The organism is Methylophaga sp. UBA5088 (assembly GCF_002414625.1).
GTDB classification, from domain to species: domain Bacteria; phylum Pseudomonadota; class Gammaproteobacteria; order Nitrosococcales; family Methylophagaceae; genus Methylophaga; species Methylophaga marina.
The window spans coordinates 6,231-10,313 of record NZ_DIAC01000116.1; the positions used below are offsets into that span (position 1 = coordinate 6,231).

The following is a 4,083-nucleotide window of genomic DNA, read 5'->3' on the forward strand; positions in this document are numbered from 1 at the left end:
CTTTTTTTGAGCTGCAAGCTTAACTGCCTGCTGGAGTCTATCTGTGAGTAATGCACGGTTAGGTAAGCCGGTTAAGGCATCAAAATGGGCTAAATAATCCAAGTCATGTCTGACTTTTTCTACCTGTTTCAGTTTTTGGGCGTTATCCAACGCAAGCGACAGAGTGTGAGCAAAACTTAAAGCAAACAGTTCATCATTTTTATCAAATTGCTGACCTGACAATTTTTCGCTTAGCAGAATATATCCAAAAGTATGTGCATCACGTCGTATGGACACCATTAATACCGAAGATAGGCTATGAGATCCTTCTTTACATTCAAGGCATAAATCATTCAGTAACTGAGGTGTTTCTGGGAGTGTGTTTTTGTGTAACGTTAAACAGTGATGAAGTATCGACAATTGTTCATCTGTGAAACCAATACCGACTGAATCCGTGATGGAATAATGCTTATCAATCAGCTGTACGGATGCGGAATGGCATTGCACTAACTTAGCTAGCGCGTTGATGCCTTGATATTTTACTTCTGGCTCTGCCGAAATTGTTGCAAGGCAAGCTAATAAGTCTCGAGAACGATCATGCAGCTCTTCCAATCGTTTAGACCAGGAAAGGAGTTGTTGATGTTCTTGCTCAATTTGTTCAAGTGACGTATGAGACTGTGTGAGAAGATGTTGTTTACGACTGGCGATACGTTCAAAAATCGCTGTGCGTGTGATAACCCCGGCAAAGCGTTCCTGATCGAGTACGGGCAATAATTCCTGCCCATTGATATCCAGCATAGCCAGACTTTGTTCTATAGGTGTTTCGGGGGTAACAAAAATAGGCGAGCTGGATTTACAGAGATCGGCAAATATCCAGTTAGGGTGTTTAGAGACTTCTTGTAATGTGACTAAACCACAAAATTTACCGTCTTTGGGATTGTCATTAAAAACAGCAAAAATGGTGTTTTTATCAATTTTTCGGGGTCGTTCTTCATCCAGAACAAACTGAACCAAATCAGTCTGAACACAATCCCTGACAAATAACGTATTCATTTTACTCTTGATAGGTGCACATCAATATCAAGCTCCATATGGAGAACCTCGTCTGAACCTAATAGCGATTTCGTATGGATTAACACAAAATCCATCAGCTGCTCCTTACTGATTCTTCTTAACAATGACTGACGAATGAGAATATCGCCTATCACTTCATCATCTACTTAAATGTGTTCGTAGGGCGTTTTTACCAGAAGATCTAACGCCATTTTCATGGCAATACAGCCAATCGGTGCATCATTCCCCATCACCAGCATCTCTCTCAGTGGGGGCATTTTATATTCACTAATTCTGGCCGAGATATATGAACCTGACTCTGAACCTAATGGCATCCTTTTCCTCATTTTTATTAGTATCGTTATTAACAAAAGCAATAATGACGATCGACTGCTAAATCGAGCTCAACTATTAAAAAAAGATTTTTTATTAATTGCAAATAATAGTAAAAACCTAAATATCCATAGCATGTCGTACTTCTAAAATGAGAATAACAAAACACATTTAAATGATTGATATGGATTATGAATACTGTATTCACATGACACTAGATCCATACAATTTGATAGCGCAATATAAAATGTGTTCAGTATTATTCAGACATCAGCATTGCTTTGCATCGCGCTTAGCAATCCTGAGTTTTCAGAAGAGTCTACCGTATGAATAGGCTCGCTTTATTAGGAATTACTCCTGAAAATTGAAAATTCTAAATTGATTGTCATAAAACAATAATTGCTCACATCAGATAGTTGAAATCGACTTGAAACAACTTCTCCACAGCCATAATGTCACGTTGATTGGAGATAAAAATAATCAGATGGTCGTCAGGCTCAATCACAAGTGATTTATCTGAAAATAAAACGTGCTCATTTCTTAAAATCGCCGCAACCGAGGCGCTTGCTGGCAATTTTATTTGCTCAATATGACGGCCAACCACTTTCGATGTCGTCAAGTCACCATGTGCTATCACCTCGATGGCTTCAGCCGCCCCGTGTCGAAGTGAATGCACGGTCACGACATCCCCTTTACGAATGTGCGTTAACAAACTGCCTATCGTGATCTGAGCCGGCGAAATAGCTAAATCAATGCTGGTGCCTCTGACCAGTTCCACATGGCTGGCTTTACCAATTATCGAGATGACTTTTCTTGCGCCCATTCGCTTGGCAAGCATAGAAGAAAGAATATTCACTTCATCATCATTCGTCACAGCACAGAACACATCTGTTTTGCTGATATTCTCTTCCTGCAATAGGTTAGCGTCACCCGCATCGCCATACAGAACAACGGACTTCTTCAAGCCCTCGGCAATAAAGCGAGCACGTTTTGGGTCCATTTCAATAATTTTGACCTTATGGTTGGTCTCTATCCGTTTGGCCAGTTGACGCCCTATATTACCGCCGCCGGCAATGAGTATGCGTTCATACGTTTTATAGGCATGACGAAATACTTTGACCAGTTTCGAAATATGCTGAGTGAGTGCTAAAAAGAAAATTTCATCACCGGGTTGCAAAGCCTCTCTGCCTGTTGCTTGAATGGCTTGATTATCTCTGAATATCGCCGCGACACGCATTTTGATATCGGGAAGGATGTCGAGTAATTTACTGATAGGCTTGCCAGCCATGGGGCTTTGTTCACTGACTTCCACCGCCACAAGTTGGGCCATACCATCAAAAAATTCAACAACCTGTAACACTTCAGGCTGTTCAATTAGTCGTTGTATGTAAGCCGTAACCAGTTGTTCTGGACTTATAATGACATCGGTTGCAAAGGCGTCAGGTGAGAATAAGGCGGGATACTCAACATAATCCGAAGCTCTTATTCTTGCCAGCTTTTTAGGTGTTTTGAATAAGGCATTGGCGACCTGACACGCGACCATATTGACTTCATCATTTTGTGTCACCGCAATCAGCATATCGGCATCCTCAATACCCGCCGCGATCAACGTCTCAGGCGAGGATGCATGACCATTCACAGCACGAATATCTAATCGATCCTGAATGCGTTCCAGTAAGTAACTGTCTGTGTCGACGACGGTGACATCATTTCCCTCGTTGACCAAACTCTCAGCAGTCGAACCACCTACCTGACCTGCCCCTAAAATGATAATTTTCATCGGATTTCCTCAACAGCTATCAATGACGCCAATAAGCGGGAATCAACAATATTAATAGTGTGAATATTTCTAATCTTCCGGCTAACATGCCAAACACACTTAACCATTTCACTACATCATTCACGCTGACAAAATTAACCGCCACCTCACCTAGACCTGGCCCCAGTAGATTAATGGTAGCGACCACAGCACCAAATGCACTTTCAAGATCTAAACCGGCTGCCATCATCGCTACTGTCAGAAATAATGAGACAACCACATAAAGCACATAGAAACCCCAGACTGAATACAATACCTCTTCTGAGACTGCCCTCTCACCTTGTTTAACCACAACCACAGCTCGGGGATGTGCTAAATGAAATAATTGTCGTAAGCCCAACTTGGCAAGCAGCATAACTCGCATGACTTTGACACCCCCTGCTGTTGAACCTGCACAACCACCAGTGAATGACAAAATCACCATGATAAGAGGGATATGCAATGGCCAACTGGCAAAAGTAGCCGTCCCAAAACCGGTACTGGTCAGCACGGAAGCAACCTGAAATGCCGCATAGCGTAGTGATTCTAATACCGTGCCATAAGCATGAGAAAGATAAAGGCTGAAAGCAACAAACAGACTAGCCAATAAAAACACTAAACCATAGGTTCTGACTTCAGCATCTTTTACATAGGGTGAAAGCATTTTATTTCTAAAAACAATAAAGTGGACAGCAAAGTTAATGCCGCCTGCCAACATAAATATAATGGCGATTAATTCGATTAACGGGCTGTTATAAAAGCCCAGACTGTCGTCATGTGTCGAAAAGCCACCTGTCGCCACTGTCGTAAAAGCATGACCCACGGCATCGAATAAAGTCATACCGGCAAAATAATAAGCAACACCACATAAGGCCGTCAGGATAAGGTAGATAATCCATAAGGAGCGCGCTGTTTCAGCA

Annotated in this window: 4 protein-coding genes; all 4 read right to left on the bottom strand. The window is 42.0% G+C overall.

Annotated elements, in window-relative coordinates; translation table 11 throughout:
- Positions 1–1,032 (bottom strand): CBS domain-containing protein (locus B4K20_RS14650; RefSeq protein ID WP_289283470.1); only part of this gene is annotated, 1,032 nt, incomplete at its 3' end.
- Between the two features lie 167 nt (positions 1,033–1,199).
- A complete protein-coding gene (locus B4K20_RS14655; protein ID WP_289283471.1) occupies positions 1,200–1,367 on the bottom strand; it encodes a hypothetical protein in 168 nt (55 codons plus the stop codon).
- A 401-nt stretch (positions 1,368–1,768) separates the two neighbouring features.
- Positions 1,769–3,145 carry a Trk system potassium transporter TrkA gene (trkA, locus tag B4K20_RS14660; protein WP_289283472.1) on the bottom strand — a complete coding sequence of 459 codons (1,377 nt, stop codon included), beginning with the start codon at positions 3,143–3,145 and terminating at the stop codon, positions 1,769–1,771.
- Between the two features lie 19 nt (positions 3,146–3,164).
- On the bottom strand, positions 3,165–4,083 hold a 919-nt coding region (locus tag B4K20_RS14665), incomplete at its 5' end, for a TrkH family potassium uptake protein (RefSeq protein ID WP_289283473.1).